At 57.7% G+C, this 15,247-nt stretch carries 15 protein-coding genes; 11 read left to right on the forward strand and 4 right to left on the reverse strand.

All coding sequences use genetic code 11. The features are described from left to right. Positions 1-176 precede the first annotated feature (176 nt). Both NW828_RS08185 and NW828_RS08190 read right to left on the reverse strand, forming a co-directional pair. Positions 177-605 (reverse strand): urease subunit beta, encoded by a 429-nt coding sequence (locus NW828_RS08185; protein ID WP_414383119.1) that lies wholly within the window; start codon positions 603-605, stop codon positions 177-179. Between the two features lie 49 nt (positions 606-654). Then, the gene (locus NW828_RS08190; protein WP_011433938.1) at positions 655-957 is read right to left on the reverse strand and encodes an urease subunit gamma; all 303 of its coding nucleotides are present in this window, start codon (positions 955-957) and stop codon (positions 655-657) included. 427 nt (positions 958-1,384) lie between these two features. Between NW828_RS08190 and hrcA the strand changes: the two genes are divergently transcribed. From hrcA to NW828_RS08230, 8 genes are all read left to right on the forward strand, one after another. Beyond that, the gene (gene hrcA, locus NW828_RS08195; protein ID WP_414344420.1) at positions 1,385-2,536 is read left to right on the forward strand and encodes a heat-inducible transcriptional repressor HrcA; all 1,152 of its coding nucleotides are present in this window, start codon (positions 1,385-1,387) and stop codon (positions 2,534-2,536) included. Positions 2,537-2,589: 53 nt separating this feature from the next. Next, positions 2,590-3,606 (forward strand): tRNA lysidine(34) synthetase TilS, encoded by a 1,017-nt coding sequence (gene tilS, locus NW828_RS08200; protein ID WP_414383121.1) that lies wholly within the window; start codon positions 2,590-2,592, stop codon positions 3,604-3,606. A gap of 460 nt (positions 3,607-4,066) precedes the next feature. Beyond that, a complete protein-coding gene (gene grxD / locus NW828_RS08205) occupies positions 4,067-4,405 on the forward strand; it encodes a Grx4 family monothiol glutaredoxin (protein ID WP_041437553.1) in 339 nt (112 codons plus the stop codon). Between the two features lie 29 nt (positions 4,406-4,434). Beyond that, positions 4,435-4,725: a BolA family protein gene (locus NW828_RS08210; RefSeq protein ID WP_414383123.1), complete on the forward strand. Its 291-nt coding sequence runs from the start codon at positions 4,435-4,437 to the stop codon at positions 4,723-4,725. Between the two features lie 44 nt (positions 4,726-4,769). Then, on the forward strand, positions 4,770-5,126 hold the full coding sequence (locus NW828_RS08215) for a phage holin family protein (RefSeq protein WP_414383125.1): 357 nt from the start codon (positions 4,770-4,772) through the stop codon (positions 5,124-5,126). A 327-nt stretch (positions 5,127-5,453) separates the two neighbouring features. Continuing rightward, complete coding sequence (locus tag NW828_RS08220) at positions 5,454-7,010, forward strand: B12-binding domain-containing radical SAM protein (RefSeq protein ID WP_414383127.1); 1,557 nt, start codon at positions 5,454-5,456, stop codon at positions 7,008-7,010. A gap of 26 nt (positions 7,011-7,036) precedes the next feature. Further along, positions 7,037-8,197, forward strand: coding sequence for a SpoIID/LytB domain-containing protein (locus NW828_RS08225; protein WP_414383129.1), 1,161 nt, complete (start codon positions 7,037-7,039; stop codon positions 8,195-8,197). Between the two features lie 37 nt (positions 8,198-8,234). Further along, positions 8,235-8,402, forward strand: coding sequence for a hypothetical protein (locus NW828_RS08230; RefSeq protein WP_011433927.1), 168 nt, complete (start codon positions 8,235-8,237; stop codon positions 8,400-8,402). Positions 8,403-8,491: 89 nt separating this feature from the next. Here the strand turns inward: NW828_RS08230 and topA are convergent, their stop codons facing one another. Beyond that, positions 8,492-11,275 (reverse strand): type I DNA topoisomerase, encoded by a 2,784-nt coding sequence (gene topA / locus NW828_RS08235; protein WP_414383131.1) that lies wholly within the window; start codon positions 11,273-11,275, stop codon positions 8,492-8,494. Between the two features lie 196 nt (positions 11,276-11,471). Between topA and NW828_RS08240 the strand changes: the two genes are divergently transcribed. The 3 genes from NW828_RS08240 (at position 11,472) to NW828_RS08250 (ending at position 13,980) form a co-directional block, all read left to right on the forward strand. Further along, positions 11,472-11,921, forward strand: coding sequence for a VOC family protein (locus tag NW828_RS08240; protein ID WP_414342591.1), 450 nt, complete (start codon positions 11,472-11,474; stop codon positions 11,919-11,921). A gap of 173 nt (positions 11,922-12,094) precedes the next feature. Next, complete coding sequence (locus tag NW828_RS08245; protein WP_414383133.1) at positions 12,095-13,063, forward strand: CobW family GTP-binding protein; 969 nt, start codon at positions 12,095-12,097, stop codon at positions 13,061-13,063. A gap of 44 nt (positions 13,064-13,107) precedes the next feature. After that, positions 13,108-13,980: a hypothetical protein gene (locus NW828_RS08250; protein ID WP_414383135.1), complete on the forward strand. Its 873-nt coding sequence runs from the start codon at positions 13,108-13,110 to the stop codon at positions 13,978-13,980. Positions 13,981-14,190: 210 nt separating this feature from the next. On the opposite strand, the gene NW828_RS08255 is transcribed toward NW828_RS08250, so the two are convergent. Beyond that, entirely contained in the window at positions 14,191-15,159 is a 969-nt protein-coding gene (locus NW828_RS08255; protein ID WP_414383137.1) for a 30S ribosomal protein S1, read from the reverse strand. Between the last annotated feature and the right edge of the window lie 88 nt (positions 15,160-15,247).

Raw genomic sequence — 15,247 nt, forward strand, 5'->3', positions numbered from 1 at the left:
GTTGGAAACAAACAGAATGCTATCGCTGCATAGTTGAACAGTGATGTTCAGCAGTGTTCAGCGTAAATGTATCAGAAATAGGATAGCCCTACTGTCCTGAATCTGAGCAGAGACGGGGATGGGGTTGAGCCTTGACACCGCTGCCCAAAGCTGCACACTTGGGGGGGCGGTACTCCCTAGGGATTGGCTGCTTGACCCATCCACTCCTGCAATCGGGCCAGGGCCAGCCGCTTTTGGGCGGCAGAGCGTACCGTACCCTCTGTGAGCCGATTGAAGCCATGCACCAACCCCTTGCCCCCCAAAGCCACCAGCGTTACCCGATGGGTTTGCCCTGGCTCAAAACGCACTGCGTTGCCGGAAGGGATGTTGAGGCGCATGCCAAAGCTGGCGGCGCGATCGAAAACCAGGGCTCGGTTCACCTCAAAAAAGTGAAAATGGGATCCCACCTGAATGGGCCGATCCCCTCGGTTGGTAACCTCCAGGGTCACGGTGGCCCGTCCGACGTTGGCTTGGATGGGATCCTCTGCCAGCAACAGTTCCCCTGGGATTAGGGCTGGCTCCGCGTTGGCGCCAGGCGTGGTTTTGGATTTGCGGCCAGAGGGCATGGGGACAACCTCCTGAAGTTTTTCGGTCTTTGGAGCATCTGGGGGATCCCTAGCGAATGGGGTGGTGTAGGGTAACCAGCTTGGTGCCGTCGGGAAAGGTGGCTTCCACTTGGATTTCGGGGATCATCTCTGGGATCCCGGGCATTACGTCCTCGCGGGTCAGCCACGTCAGCCCCTCGCTCATCAATTGGGCGACTGTTTTCCCCTCCCGCGCCCCTTCCAAGACTGCTGCGCTCAAGTAGGCCACCGCCTCAGGGTAATTGAGTTTGAGGCCCCGCTGCCGCCGATCCCGAGCCAACTGGGCAGCCAGGTAGATCAACAACTTGTCTTTCTCCTGGGGGGATAAGTACATGGGGCAACCTCAAAGATAAAAAAGGATACAAAGAGGACAGCAGCAGGCCCAGTTGGCCTAGAGTTGACCGAACTCATGCGCAGAAATCCCCAGTCTTGGCGCAGCGGACTGTTGCTACGCAACAAGGTGGCTAGCCGTAGTTCATCTTCTACCACCTCTGGGCAAAAAAGGGGAGCCCAGGCTACAAGAGATTTCACTCTCTCCTGCACAAGCAGCAGTCTCAACCTCTTCCGACATCGGGTTTTGCAACTTCCTTCCTGGGCAACCCGCTATATAAAGAGTAACAATAGATGCATATAGATTAGAAGATGTAAAAGTCTGTCTGGATTCCTATCTCAGCTCTGAGTTGGTTTATCCTGGAGCAATTTACCGGCTCTGTATTAACAGTTTCCTTTGATAGGCGTTGACTGGGTTCTTTTGATCGGCTATGAAACTCGAACTGACTCCCCGCCAGCGGAAGATTCTCTGGGCGACGGTGCGCAGCTACATTGCGACGGCTGAACCTGTCGGTTCCAAAACCTTGGCCCAGTCCTATAACTTTGGGGTAAGCACGGCCACCATTCGCAACGACTTGGCCACCCTTGAGCAGGTGGGGTTACTGTTTCAGCCCCACACCTCCGCCGGACGGGTTCCCTCCGACTTTGGCTATCGGGTTTATGTCAACGATTTGTTGACCTCCGCCAACAGCGGTGGGATCCCCCACGATGCTCCTCAGCCGGATCCCCATCCCGCTCTGCAACAGTTGATGGATCAGCTTGGCCGTGAGCTGGGAGACGACCTAGACAGCCTCCTGCAAAGGGTAGCTCAGCTTTTGGCCCATCTGAGCGGTTGCATTGCTCTCATCACTCCTCCTCAGGGGCCGGTGGTAGCCATTCATCATGTGCAGTTGGTGTCGGTAGCGCCAGGGCGGGTGATGGTGTTGGTGGTAACCGACTCCTATCAAACCCATTCAGCTCTGGTCAGCCCCCCCGACTGGCCCAGCGACTCCCGAGAGGATTTGGAAGATGAATTGCAATTGCTCAGCAACTTTCTCACCCTGAAGCTGCGGGGCAAAACCTTTGCCGAGTTGCAGGATCTGAGCTGGCTGAAACTGGATGAAGAATTTCGTACCTACGGCCATTGGCTCCAGCAACTGCTGCGCTCGGTGGTGCAACGCTGTCTACAGCCCTCTCTGGGGCAGGTGTTCAGTGCCGGTATGGCCGAGTTGATGCGTCAGCCGGAGTTTTCCCAGGCCCGGCAGGTGCAGGCAGTGATGCAGTTGATCGAGGAGGGAGCCAAGCAACTTCAGGGGATGATTGGGCTCCATTTTGCCGATGGGGGTTTGCCCTCTCTGCCGAGCTCAACGGAGATGGATCAGGAGTCGGGACAGTCTGCCCGCAAGACCCCGGTGATCATCTACATTGGCAGCGAGAATCCACTGGAGTCTCTGCACCACTGTACGGTTATCGCCTCCACTTACCACCGTCGCTCAGCTCCTCTGGGTACGGTCACCTTGCTGGGGCCGACCCGAATGGCCTACGAGCGCAGCATTGCTGCTGTGCAGGCGGTGGCCTCTCATCTGACCCGAGCTCTTGCCTAAGGGATCCCATAGCGGCAGGTAGGGTCTGGGTTGTACGTGAGCAATAGCAAGCTGTGGCCAGGCTCTCTCCTCTCCACCTGCGGGTACAGTGCGCCATTCGGCAGCAGCAACTTCTTCACCCTGGCCAGCGACTGCTGGTGGCTTTTTCGGGCGGGCAAGATTCTTTTTGCCTGCTCCAGATCTTGCGGGATTTGCAGCCTCGCTGGGGCTGGCAGATATTTGTTCTGCATTGTGATCACCGCTGGTCGGCAGATGAAACGGAGTGTGCCCGCTTTTTGCAGGGGTGGCTGCAGCAGCAGGGACTACCTCATGCTGTTGAGACTGCGGATCCCATCCGCCGAGACGAAGCAGGGGCCAGGGCTTGGCGCTACCAACAACTGGAGAAATGGGCCCGCACCTGGGACTGCAGCGCCGTGGTGATGGGGCATACGGCCAGCGACCGGGCCGAGACATTTTTATGGAACTTGCTGCGAGGGACAGGAGCCGCCGGGCTGAGCAGCCTAGATTGGCAGCGTCGCCTGGACGACCGGGATCCCACCTCTGCCCAGGTGGTGCGACCCCTGCTGGGTCTATACCGTTGGGAAACCGAACAATTTTGCCAGCAGCACCAATTGCCGGTCTGGCCGGATCGCAGCAACCAAGATCTGGCCCATGGCCGCAACCGTCTCCGCCTGGAGGTGATGCCCTACTTGAAGCAGCACTTTAATCCGCAACTGGAAGCGGCCCTGAATCGGGCTGCCACGCTGCTCCAAGCAGAACATGAGCTGGTGGTAGCCCAAGCAGCTCAGCTATGGCCACAGGTATATGAGCCCGCTTTGCCAGGGCTGCGACGGGATCCCTTGCGGGCTGCCCCCTTGGCTCTGCAGCGGCAGGTGATGTTTCAATTTTTGTCTTTGGTGCTGCCCCACCACCCCACCTTTGACCAGGTAGAAGCCGGGATCCGACTCCTCAAGGCAGGGCGCGGCAGCCGTAGCCCTGAATATCCAGGTGGGTGCTGGCTAGAAGTGAAAGGTGTTTCCATCAATTCCACTTCCCCTAAGGGAAGTGACTGGCTAGTCCTGGCTGGCTAGGCCAGTCTTGCCCTGTTTCCATATAATTGTTTCCATTAATTCCACTTCCCCGAAGGGAAGCGACTCCCCCCGATTATAACCCTTGCCCAGAGGTCTTGTTTTCGGCTGCAATTTCCCCTTGTTTTTCTCCGCCGAGGGGCCTGAAACCCTTGCCCAGAGCGGGATCGACCGGGTCAACGGAAGAATCAGGGTTTGAGGTTTGTCGCCGACCCTGTCGCTAACCATGTTGGTGTAGAAATTAACATGGATCCTGGGGTCGCTGCCTGGATAGGTTGGGGGCTTGGGCCAGCCCTGGGCAATGGGGCTTGCTGGTGGCGTCCGTAGAACAGAGTCTATGAGAGAATCTCTCGGCCCAACCGTGGGAAAAGTGTCGAGCATGTTAAAAGTAGACGAAAATGAGATCTCGATAGGATGCCAGTTTGCCTATCGACTGTTGTCGCTATAGTGGCTGAACACCATGCTGGATCCCCTTTTGGAAGAGAAAATCCGTGAGCAAATCCGCACCCACAAGGTGCTCATCTACATGAAGGGCACCCCGGAAATGCCCCAATGTGGGTTTTCCTATGCCGCCGTTCGTGTGCTGGATAGTTTGGGCTTCCCCTACACGGCGATTAACGTACTCGAGGATCCTGAGATCCGCCAGGGGATTAAAGAGTTTTCCAACTGGCCTACTATCCCGCAGATTTATATTGATGGGGAGTTTGTGGGCGGTTGCGACATCATCCAAGAGATGCACGCCCGCAACGAGCTGCGTCCGCTGGTCGAGGCAGCCTTTGCTAAGGCCACGGCTCAATCTTAAGTGATCCCATCTCATCCAGAGGGGTTGCCATGCTTACCCCCGACTACCTTCGGCAGCACCTGATGGAGAAGCTGCAGGCTCTTCATGTGCAGGTGGAGGATGAGTCCCACCTTCACATCGGCCACGGGGGCGGGACAGGAGGGCACTACCGAGTTCAAGTAGTGTCGCCTTCGTTTGTCGGCAAAACGACCCTACAGCGACATCGCCTGGTGTATGCCGCTCTGGCGGAACACATGGGGCGGAGCATTCATGCTTTGGCCCTGCAAACTTACAGCCCTGAAGAGGTTTCTGCGCAAGGGATCCCTGAGCAGATCGGCTAGCATAGAGGGCAAAATCGCGGCCCCATCAGGGCAGAGGAGGGAGCATGGCAACTCTTTTGGCCACCTGGCTGATGTCAGCCTTGAGTGTAATGATCCTGGCTTGGCTTTTGCCCGGGATCCACGTCTCCGGGTTTGGCGGGGCTTTGGTGGCGGCTCTGGCCATTGGTCTGGTCAATGGTTTGGTTAGGCCGATTCTCCGGTTGATCACCCTGCCGATTACGGTTCTTACCCTGGGTTTGTTTTGGCTGATTTTGAACGGCATTTGTCTAGCCATTGCCGATAAGCTGGCCGGGAATGCTTTCAACATCGATAATTTCGGCTGGGCGTTTATCGGCGCAATTGTACTTTCCATCGTCAGCGGCTTGGTTCAGCAGGTTTTTGAGCAAGGTGCGGCGAACTGACTTCGTCCCCAGCCGTGAGAGGGCAGGGTTTGGTTCAAGATTGCAGGGGGTACGCTAGGGGAACGTCAACACTCAGCCCGACGATAACCAAAACCAACTTTAAGGGATCCCGATAAGCTTTACTCCATTGGCCCTGCCCGCTAAGTTTTTGCCGCAGAACCATAGGATTCTCCACAGATAGCCTGCACAAGATCTGCCAATGGCTAACATCAGCAGGATATTGCGATCAGGCGTTTGATCTGTGGCTGCTTTATCTAAGCCTAGCAAATCGATAGGAAACCAGTAGGGGATCAAGTTGGTTGATCTGCAACTCAGGAGCTGGTCGGTATGAAAGCATTGCTGCTCTATCCGCGTTTTCCTCAATCGTTCTGGTCTTACAATCGCACCATCGAGATGGTGGGACTAAAAGCGCTAATGCCACCTCTGGGCTTGATCACCGTTGCTGCTTTGCTGCCCCAACACTGGGAGATTCGCTTTGTGGATCGCAATGTCGCTGCTGAAACAGAAGCCGATTGGCACTGGTGCGATCTGGTGATCTTGTCGGCCATGCTGGTGCAAAAACAAGATTTCCACGCCCTGATTCGCAAGGCTGTACAACTGGGCAAAAAAGTAGCTGTGGGCGGGCCCTATCCAACTTCTGTGCCACAGGATGCCCTGGAATCTGGTGCTCACTATTTGGTTTTGGATGAAGGGGAAGTGACCATACCGGCTTTCGTCAAGGCCCTAGAAGCAGGTCAAGAGTCGGGCATTTTTCGGGCCGCCGAAAAGCCGGACGTAACCCAAAGTCCTTTGCCGAGGTTTGATCTGCTGCGTATGGATCAATACTTCATGATGTCAGTCCAATTTTCGCGAGGTTGCCCCTTCAATTGCGAGTTTTGCGATATCATCTCTCTTTACGGACGCAAGCCAAGAACCAAAGAGCCAAGTCAAATGCTAGCTGAGCTACAGGCCCTCTATGACTTGGGCTGGCGGGGTTCGGTATTTGTAGTGGATGACAATTTTATCGGCAATCAGCGCAACGTCAAGCGATTTTTACGAGAGCTGATCCCCTGGAGCCAGAAGCGCAACTATCCATTTACCTTTATGACAGAGGCTTCGGTTAACCTGGCGGAAGACGAAGAGCTGATGAGGTTGATGGTAGAAGCGGGGTTCTATGCTGTCTTTTTGGGCATTGAGACCCCAGACCAAGACAGCTTACAGATGACCCAAAAGCTCCAGAATACCCGCCACCCTTTGGTGGAGGCCTGTCGCAAGATCAACGATGCTGGACTGCTGATCTATGCTGGGTTTATTCTGGGCTTTGATGGAGAGCGGCCAGGAGCAGGGGAGCGCATTCAGGCTTTTGTCGAGCAAACCGGTATTCCTCAGCCAATGCTGGGCATTTTACAGGCTTTGCCAAACACACAGCTCTGGAATCGCTTGAAGAAAGAGGAACGGTTGCTGGAAGGGATCGGCGTGACTGAGTTTGGCGATCAAAATACACTGATGAACTTTATTCCCACCCGTTCTCTATCGGAGATTGCTCAAGAATATCTGGAAAGTTTTTGGAAATTGTATGATCCTGCGCGATATTTGTCTCGCTGCCTGCAACAATGCCTGAATATCGGCATCAAAGATGGCCGACGGCAAATGATGAAGCTGCCCCTCCGCAAAGGGATCCATCTGCTTCTACAACTCATCTGGCGGCAAGGGATCCTTCACCCTGAAATTCGCGCCCAATTTTGGCGACAGCTATGGACGATTTGGCGGCGCAAGCCCAGCCTGCTGAACTTGTATTTGGGCCTCTGCGCCGCAGGAGAACACTTTTGGGAATATCGGGAATTGGCCCGCGCCCGGCTTACCCAACAACTGGGATACGATCCCTTGCTGGCCAGCTCACCTTGAGACGGGGGCAGTTCCGGGGAGAACCTATGCGACGACGACGGTTTGGGGCCATGGCGCTGGGAGCCGCCGGCGCTGCTTGTGTGGGCGCTCTGCCGGCCCGAACCGCTCCTCCAGAGGGGTGGTTGGCTGTGGAGCTGTTCAGCCGCTGGAGTGCGGATCCCTTGGTCGAGTTGGAGCTGATGGGCCCTTTTGTTTTAAATCAGCAGCCTTTTCCAACAGGCACCTGGAAGTTACAGGTTCGCCGCCAAGAGCTCCTGCTGACCGGGCCGGGACAGCCTCGTCGCTACCAGGGATCCCTTTGGCTACAGGGGGGAGCTCTGCGCTCCCTCGCAGGGGAGGAGCGTCGCTATCGGGGCTGGGTACAGATTCGTCCCAAGGGTTTAGGTTGCCTGCATCTGGTGAATTGGGTGAAGTTGGAAGACTATCTGCTGGCTTTGGTGCCCAGCGAAATGCCCGCCGACTGGCCAGCTGCCGCCTTGCAGGCGCAAGCCATCTTGGCCCGTACCTTGGCCGTTCCCCATCTGCACCCCGGCCCCAGAAGAGAATGGCCCTCTGCCCCGATAAGGCCATTGCAAGACTCCACCGCCCACCAGTTCTATGGTGGCCTGGCCTATGAGACGGCGGCGACCACTGCTGCGGTGCGGGCAACCCGAGGGCAGATCCTAACCCATGCCGGCCAGCCGATAGAGGTTCTGTTTCACTCCACCTGTGGGGGCCACACCAGCGCCAATCAGGATATTTTTGCCCCACCCGCCCGCCCCTACCTACAAGGGGTGATCTGTGACGGGTGTCGCGCCTCTCCTTTCTATGGCCCTCACAGCGTCCGACTCAGCCGACGGGAGTTGGAGCAAGCCTTGGGCAACGGCGATCTGGAGATTGTGCAGTCGGATCCCTGGGGTCGCCCCCTGCGCATCCGCGTTGGATCCCAACTGTTGACCGGCCAAGAGTTTGTGCTGCGCCTTGGCCAAACCCTGGGTTGGGGGATCCTCCCCAGCAACCGCTTCACGTGGGAACGTCTCCAGCCAAAGGCCGGCCAGCAGGAAGTGTACCTTTTTACCTATCGCGGAGCCGGGCATGGGGTGGGACTGTGTCAGTGGGGATCCCGCGGCTTGGCCGAGCAGGGCTACACAGCGCCGCAAATCCTCAATCACTACTTCCCCGGCACCCAGGTGATAACGTTGAGCTGAAGGCTGTTGGCCCCGACTCCAACTCTCATTTACTCCCGTGTCCCTTGCACACCCCCATCGTCGCCATCCTGCCTACTGCTACTGCAGTGAGCTGGAACACGCCCAGATTCCCAAGCGCCAGCAGCAGGATCCCTTGCCGTTTGCAGAAGCAATGGGTTGCATCGCCAACCAGGAAGCCGCCGTGGCCGCTGCTTGCGGCCCTTGAAGCAGTTGTGTCGTCAGCAAAACTGTTACATGGCTAACCCCTAAGCCACCCTGAGCAGGCGACCTTGGGCTGTGGCAGAAAAGCTGACTTCAGGCGCGAGCTTTGGGCGTGATCCTCACAATGGTGGAACGGGATCCCACCTGGGCTGACCCATTCGCTTGCGGCTCTTTGGCCATCCCGCCGCCGGTGGAAGTTGTTTGTGCTTTACGCCGCTTCTGGGGCACAGCATCTCCAGCTGGCTGGGCTGTAGGGCTGCTGGAGGCAGCTTTGGCTTGGGCTTTACCTGCAGAAGCGGTCGAGCGGCTTTTCCCCTTGACCTCTGCAGAAGAGACTTCTTTTTCAGCCAGCACCTGCAGGGCCATTTCCAGGGTAACCGCTTCGGCAGGGATCCCTTTGGGCAAAGAGGCATTGACCTTGCCATGTTTGACATACAGCCCGTAGGGGCCGTCGTGCAGATTGACCGGCTCACCATCCTCAGGATGGGATCCCAGCTCCCGCAGCGGCTTGGCCGAGGCGCGCCCACGGCCTTTCTTGGGCTGGGCCAGCAGCTCCAGCGCCCGCTCCAGGCTGATGGTCAGCACATCCTCCTCGGCGGGCAGAGAGCGGAAATCGCCATCACAGACTACGTAGGGGCCGAAGCGGCCAATACCGGCCTGCACCTTTTTCCCCGATTCCGGGTGTTCCCCCAAGGTGCGAGGCAAGCTCAGCAACCCCAAGGCGATCTCTGGCGTAACCTGATCCGGTTTCAGCCCTTTGGGCAGGGAGGTGCGCTTGGGTTTTTTGTTGTCCTCAGAAACTTCTCCCAATTGCACATAGGGGCCGTAGGGGCCCTGCGGGATCACATAGATTGGCTCCTGGGTTTCCGGGTGAAAGGCAATGGGCTTGGGGCCTTCTTGCTTCCGCTGGATTAGCTCCGCAATGTGTTCTGAGCTCAGATCGGCGGGGGGAATATCCTCCGGCAAGTTGGCGCGCACCTCTCCAGACTCAGTTTCAACTGCTACATAAGGGCCATAGGGGCCAATGCCGATCTTGACAGGCAGGTTCTCCAGATGGATGGAGCGGGCCAGGCCGGAATCAATTTCCAGCTCGCGCGCCTTCACCTGTCCCTCGAGACCCTGCTCGCCCAAGAAGAAATGGCGCAGATAGGGCAGCCACTCCGCCTGTCCAGAAGCAATGTCGTCCAGCGTTTGCTCCATCTCGGCAGTGAAGCGGGTATTCACCAGGTTGGGAAAGTATTTTTCCAGTAGCTCGGTGACTGCAAAAGCTGTGTAGGTGGGCACGAGGGCACTTCCCATCGGCCTGACGTAGCCACGGCTCATGATCGTATTCAAGATGGTGGCGTAGGTGCTGGGGCGGCCAATGCCCTCACTTTCCAACACCTTGACCAAGGAGGCTTCCGTATATCGGGCTGGAGGCTGGGTTTCGTGGGCAACGGGTTCCAGCTTCTGGCAGCGGAGGGGATCCCCCTGCCGCAACAGAGGCAGATGCACCTCCCGATCTTCCAAAGCCGCCTCTGGGTCGTCGGATCCCTCCACATAGGCGCGGAAAAAGCCGGGAAAATCGATGCGCTTGCCGCTGGCCCGGAACACCGCATCGTCTACGGCGATGAGTACGATGGTGTGGGTCTGCCGCGCCTCAGCCATTTGGCTGGCGACGGTGCGCTTCCAGATCAGGTCGTAGAGGGCCAGCTCCTGGCCGGAGAGGGAGGTTTGGCTGGGCAGGCGAAACTCTGATCCAGCAGGACGAATGGCCTCGTGGGCTTCTTGCGCCCCTTTGGTTTTGGTGGTGTACTGACGGGGCTCGGGGCTGAGATATTCTCTGCCGTACATCGACTCCACGCAGGCGCGGGCAGCGCGGATGGCCTGCTCCGACAGGTGGACCGAATCGGTGCGCATGTAGGTGATGTAGCCCTCTTCGTAGAGCTTTTGGGCAATGCGCATCGTCTGCTGGGCCGACAGGTGCAGCTTGCGGTTGGCCTCCTGCTGCAGGGTGGAGGTGGTAAAGGGAGGGGCAGGTTTGCGGGTGGAGGGGCGCTCTTCCACAGAGCTGACGATCCAGGCTTTTCCCAGCAAGCGATCCCGCAGGGCCTCGGCCTGGGCCTGATCCAACAACACCACATCCCGCCCGGCAATGAGCTGGCCGGTGCTGGGATCGAAGTCTTGCCCATTGGCCAGGCGTTTGCCACCCAAGCTCACCAGCTCTGCTGGAAAGACAGCCTGCTGGCCGGCGACGGTCGTTTTGGGCTGCAGCTCCGCTTTGAGATCCCAGTAGGAGGCTTTTCTGAAGGCGCGCCGCTCCCGCTCTCGATCCACCAAAAGCTTGACCGCCACCGACTGCACCCGCCCTGCCGAGAGTTTGGGGGCAATTTTTTTCCACAGCAGCGGCGACAGGGTATAGCCCACCAGGCGATCTAAGATGCGGCGGGTCTCCTGGGCACGCACCAGTTGTTCATCCACCTCACGGCAGTTTTGCAGCGCCTCCTGAATGGCCTCGCGGGTAATCTCGTGGAACACCATGCGGCGGGTGGGCACTTTGGGTTGCAGCACCTGCTGCAAGTGCCAGCTAATGCTTTCCCCTTCGCGGTCTTCGTCGGTGGCCAGGATCAGCTCGTCCGCCTTCTTGAGCGCTTCCTTCAGCTCCTTGACCACCTTTCTTTTGTCCTTGGGGATGACGTAGAGGGGCTCGAAGTCGGCGTGGACATTGACCCCCAGGCGGCTCCACTCTTCTCCTTTCAATTCTTCTGGAATTTCAGATGCCGAATCGGGAAGATCCCGCACATGTCCCATCGAGGCCTGAACCTCATACCCCGCAGGCAAGAACCCACGGATGGTACGGGCTTTGGTGGGAGATTCGACAATGACCAGCTTAGGCATAATTGAGGTTGGCAGCAATCGGCTTAGGTTGTCGCATTTCCCGCCCCAAGGATTGGGCGGGCCAGCATACACTGCAAGAGGTGCTTAAGATAGACAGCCTACTTTTCTGGAGCGTAGCAAGTCTACCTGCGCTTGACCAGCCGTCATCGGCGATTGATCTGAGCGGTCTGCCCCCATCTGGCTGCTTTACAGGACGATGAAACTGCACCATTTTTCCATTCGCACCGCCGATATCTTCCGCTCCATCGCTTTTTACGAGGGGCTGGGCTTTGCGGTGGAAGAACGCTTTACTGCTGGGATCACGTTGGCCTGCTGGATGCGCGGCCCCTGGGGGCGTTTGGAGCTGATGCAAGTGCCGCAGCCCCATCCTGCCCCGGATCCCTTTGGGGATCCCCACTATGTGGGCTACTATCACCCCGCTTTTGAGGTGGGCCCCGAATGGGGATCCCTGGCCAACTACCTAGAACATTTGCGAGCGCAAGTGCCCCTTACCCTGCTGCTGCCGCCCCAGCTCCAGCAAATTGGGGGCCAGGTCTATGAAGTGGCGTTCATCGCCGATCCCGATGGCCTGCCGATCGAGCTCATTCGTCCCCAGGGATCCTCAGGAGAGAGTCTGCCCCAACGCCCAGAGGACATTAATAAATAATAAATAAATAGTTGGATAACTAGTTGATGGGTCAAAGGATCTAATTTGGGTGGGAGCGGTCGTTCCCCCTTGTCCAGATCCTGGAGAGCCAACCCTAAAGCTAAGCTAGTAGAGCTTCTGGGGAACTTGAGAGAAGGGTTTGTTGGCCGCTTGTCAGTTCAGCCTCACCTGATATGAAAGCTCAGCTTCCGGTGACGATTTTGACAGGTTTTTTGGGCAGTGGCAAAACCACGCTGCTCAAGCGCATCTTGGAAGAGGAGCATGGGTTGCGCATTGGGGTTATCCTCAACGAGTTTGGCGAGATTTCCATCGATGGCGAGTTGGTCAACATGCCCGAGGGGGGGCTGATGCAGCTCAACAATGGTTGCCTCTGCTGCACGGTGCGAGAGGATTTTGAACGGGCGGCCCGCCAGCTGCTCCAGCATGCCCAGGCGTTGGACTATCTGGTGGTGGAAACCAGCGGCGTGGCGGATCCCAGGCAGGTGACCGAGCTATTTGTGCAGAGGGTCTTTCATGAGGAGTTGCGCCTGGATGGCGTGGTGACCTTGGTTGACGGTGCCGAATACTGGCGCAATTTCCAGCGCTCGCAAACCGCCGCCCACCAGATCGGCAGCGCTGACATTTTGTTGCTCAATAAGGTGGATTTGATCGACGAAGCCGAACGAGAGCGGATCCTTCTCGATCTGCGCCGCTACAACCCCGCTGCCCCTTGCCTGCTCACCACCCATGCCCAGGTGCCTCTGGCCCGCATCTTGGATGTGCATGCCTTCCGCCCAGAATTGTGGGATCCCAGGCTCCCCGATTCGGGGACTGAGGCCCACCACAGCCATCACCTGGAGGAGGACGGGATCCAATCGGTGAGCTTTCAACTGCAGCAGCCGCTGGATTTGGCGGCCTTTCGCGATTGGCTACAAGACATGCCCGAGACCCTTTTTCGCGCCAAGGGGGTGCTGTGGGTTGTGGATGAGCCGCAGCGGGTTATCTTCCATCGAGTGGGCCAGCGGCAAACCCTTTTTCTGGAACGGGACTGGGATCCCGATGAGCCCCGCTTGTCCAAAATTGTGTTGATTGGCAAAGGGCTGGAGCCGGAACAGCTGGCTGCCGGCCTCAGCCGGGTGTGCGGGGCAACCGCCGCTGGCTAAGGATCCCCTTCAGTTTTTTCGGTTTTTGGATTGGGTGATCTGGGATGGCTCGCAGCAAACTTTCAGAGCAAGAACAACAGCAAATTGTTAGCGCCTACCGCGGCTCGGCAGCGACCGCCGTCGAATTGGCGGAGCAATTTCAGGTGAGCATCACCACCATCACCCGCGTGTTGAAGGAAAATATCGCTGCCGATGAGTATCAGCGGTTGATCCATCTCAAACGCTCGGCTGCCCGCCGCAAAGACATGGGGGAAAAAGCTGTTGTTGGCGGGATCCCAGCCCCAGAGCAGCAGATTTTGCCGCTGGAGCCGGAGCTGCCTTTTTCATCTCCCTCGCTGCAGCCGAACGCAAACGACGAAGGCGAGGATAACACCGCTGGAACAGAGTCTCTGCCAAAACTGCCCCCAGAAGAACTGCAGTTGGCGGCTGAGCTTCAGGAAGATGTGGAGGATGTCGGGGAAGAGGATGAGGAAGAGACCGAAGAAGACCGTGACCTCGAAGACGAGGATGAGGACGACCCTGACTATCTCCTAGAAGATGAAGATGGGCCAGAAGAGGATCCCCTCACCGATCCCAGCTATCAAATTCAGGTATTACCCCTGGAAGAGCTCACCCTACCGGAAACCTGCTATGTCGTTGTTGACCGCTACCAAGAACTGACCACCCGCCCTCTCAAAGAATTCTTTGGCTCGGGATCCCTGCCCATCGAAGGGATGGATAACGCCAATACGCTGCCCATTTTCGACAACCACAAGGTGGCCCGTCGCTTTTCCGAAATGAGCCGTCGGGGCAGCAACACCTACCCGCCCTACCGGGTAATCCAGTTTCCCGGCTACATTCTGGAGATTGTGCGCACCCAACTGCAAAAGAAAGGCATCACCCATCTGCTCATGGATGGGCAGATCTACAGTCTTTGACCAGCTCCTCAAGCTCAGGAGCGGGGGATTCCCGTTACTGGCGCAGGTTTGCAGCCCTGCGTGAGCGCCGTCGGCCTACTTCGCCACAGCAGCAGTACCCATCTCCCTAGGAGCCTGGGCTGCCCCGCTCCCACGAGCCACCCACGCCAACGGAGCTGAAGGCTCCTAACCTCAGTCTCATCGCAGGCAGAGATGGCGCCAAGCTTGCCCTCATTCCACAGCCGTCGCCGCGTATTCCAGCTCCTCTTCCACCACTTCCGGTGGGGCCTCTGCCGCTTGTCCTTGCTTAGCGGCCAGCAGTTGCTCACGGTACTTGGCTGCCATTTCCTCAGCCTTCTCGTAAACCAGCTTGGGATCCCGAATCATGTCGCCGGGATTGGGCTCCAGTTGCTTGGTGGACAGCGAGATCCGCCCCCGCTCCGCATCTAGATCGATGATCATCACCTTCACTTCGTCGTTGACGTTGAAGACGCTGTGGGGCGTGTCAACATGATCGTGGGAGATCTCGGAAATGTGCAGCAGGCCGGAGACGCCGCCAATATCGATGAAGGCACCATAGGGCTTGATGCCCCGCACCGTGCCAACCACCACCTCGCCCACTTCCAGCTTGTTCATCTTCCGCTCCACCAAGGCGCGGCGATGGCTCAACACCAAGCGGTTGCGGTCTTCGTCCACCTCTAAAAACTTCAGGGGCAGCTCTTCGCCCACCAGCTCTTCTTTTGGCTTGCGGGTGCTGATGTGGGATCCGGGGATAAAGCCCCGCAGCCCCTCAATCCGCACCAGGGCTCCACCTCGGTTGGTAGCAAAAATGGTTGAGCGAACGGTGGCATCTTCTTTCTGGAGCTGCCGTACCCGTTCCCAGGCCCGCATGTACTCGATGCGGCGGATGGAGAGGGTCAGCTGTCCCTCTTCGTTTTCTTCGGTGAGGATAAAAAACTCGCGGGTTTCTCCCGGCTGCAGCATCTCGTGCGGGTCTTCCAGGCGGCTAATCGACATCTCCTGGAGCGGCAGAAAGGCAGCCGTTTTGGCCCCAATATCGATCAAAGCACCGTGTGGCTCCACCGAGAATACTGTACCCGCCACAATTTCGCCAGGGCTGAAGTGATAGTCGTACTTATCCAGAAGGGCGGCAAAGTCTTCAGTGGTAAAACCTACATCGGCAGCAGTGAATCGACTCATAGGGGTGCAGTAACAGATCAGTTGCGCGGGATAAAGGGTAGAAGGCCAATCGAGTTTGGCAGGATCCCACTTCCACTTTCCCACCTGG

It is taken from the genome of Synechococcus sp. W55.2 (assembly GCF_047461635.1).
Taxonomy (GTDB): Bacteria; Cyanobacteriota; Cyanobacteriia; order Thermostichales; family Thermostichaceae; genus Thermostichus.

What these genes read in the sequence shown, in the direction of transcription:
- NW828_RS08190 (WP_011433938.1), bottom strand. Translation starts at nt 957, where the DNA reads ATGTACTTATCCCCCCAGGAGAAAGACAAGTTGTTGATCTACCTGGCT.
- NW828_RS08250 (WP_414383135.1), top strand. Translation starts at nt 13,108, where the DNA reads ATGGCTCGCAGCAAACTTTCAGAGCAAGAACAACAGCAAATTGTTAGC.
- NW828_RS08240 (WP_414342591.1), top strand. Translation starts at nt 11,472, where the DNA reads ATGAAACTGCACCATTTTTCCATTCGCACCGCCGATATCTTCCGCTCC.
- NW828_RS08210 (WP_414383123.1), top strand. Translation starts at nt 4,435, where the DNA reads ATGCTTACCCCCGACTACCTTCGGCAGCACCTGATGGAGAAGCTGCAG.
- NW828_RS08225 (WP_414383129.1), top strand. Translation starts at nt 7,037, where the DNA reads ATGCGACGACGACGGTTTGGGGCCATGGCGCTGGGAGCCGCCGGCGCT.
- hrcA (WP_414344420.1), top strand. Translation starts at nt 1,385, where the DNA reads ATGAAACTCGAACTGACTCCCCGCCAGCGGAAGATTCTCTGGGCGACG.
- NW828_RS08245 (WP_414383133.1), top strand. Translation starts at nt 12,095, where the DNA reads ATGAAAGCTCAGCTTCCGGTGACGATTTTGACAGGTTTTTTGGGCAGT.
- NW828_RS08255 (WP_414383137.1), bottom strand. Translation starts at nt 15,159, where the DNA reads ATGAGTCGATTCACTGCTGCCGATGTAGGTTTTACCACTGAAGACTTT.
- NW828_RS08215 (WP_414383125.1), top strand. Translation starts at nt 4,770, where the DNA reads ATGGCAACTCTTTTGGCCACCTGGCTGATGTCAGCCTTGAGTGTAATG.
- NW828_RS08185 (WP_414383119.1), bottom strand. Translation starts at nt 605, where the DNA reads ATGCCCTCTGGCCGCAAATCCAAAACCACGCCTGGCGCCAACGCGGAG.
- topA (WP_414383131.1), bottom strand. Translation starts at nt 11,275, where the DNA reads ATGCCTAAGCTGGTCATTGTCGAATCTCCCACCAAAGCCCGTACCATC.
- NW828_RS08220 (WP_414383127.1), top strand. Translation starts at nt 5,454, where the DNA reads ATGAAAGCATTGCTGCTCTATCCGCGTTTTCCTCAATCGTTCTGGTCT.